The sequence below is a fragment of the Staphylococcus pasteuri genome (assembly GCF_030547725.1).
GTDB lineage: Bacteria > Bacillota > Bacilli > Staphylococcales > Staphylococcaceae > Staphylococcus > Staphylococcus pasteuri.
In genome coordinates this window covers 1-321 of the sequence record NZ_JAUOQO010000146.1, presented here as the reverse complement: position 1 = coordinate 321, position 321 = coordinate 1, and the positions used below count along the sequence as shown (strand labels likewise).

Here is a 321-nt window from a genome sequence, read left to right as displayed (position 1 = left end):
TTACTACCAACAGCACATTTGTGAAGGCACTGATTTCTTCTCAGGGATTAGGCAAGCTTTACAATGGCTGAATCAGCACTCGATTGCTTGGGGTGTGATTACCAATAAGCCTGAAGGGCTAAGCAAACAGCTACTTGCTCACTTCCCTGAATTTGAACAATGCGCAGTATTAGTCGGTGGCGATACGATTGCCCAGCGAAAACCCGATCCTGAGCCAATGTTGCTTGCCTGCGACACCATCAAGGTAGATCCTCTACATTGTCTATATGTGGGAGATGCCGAGCGCGATATCGCCGCAGGCAACAACACAAACATGACCAC

General features: G+C 48.3%; 1 protein-coding gene. It reads left to right on the top strand.

The window, feature by feature from the left end:
* A partial coding sequence (locus Q4528_RS13180) for an HAD-IA family hydrolase (RefSeq protein ID WP_303521941.1) occupies positions 1 to 321 on the top strand: 321 nt, incomplete at both ends.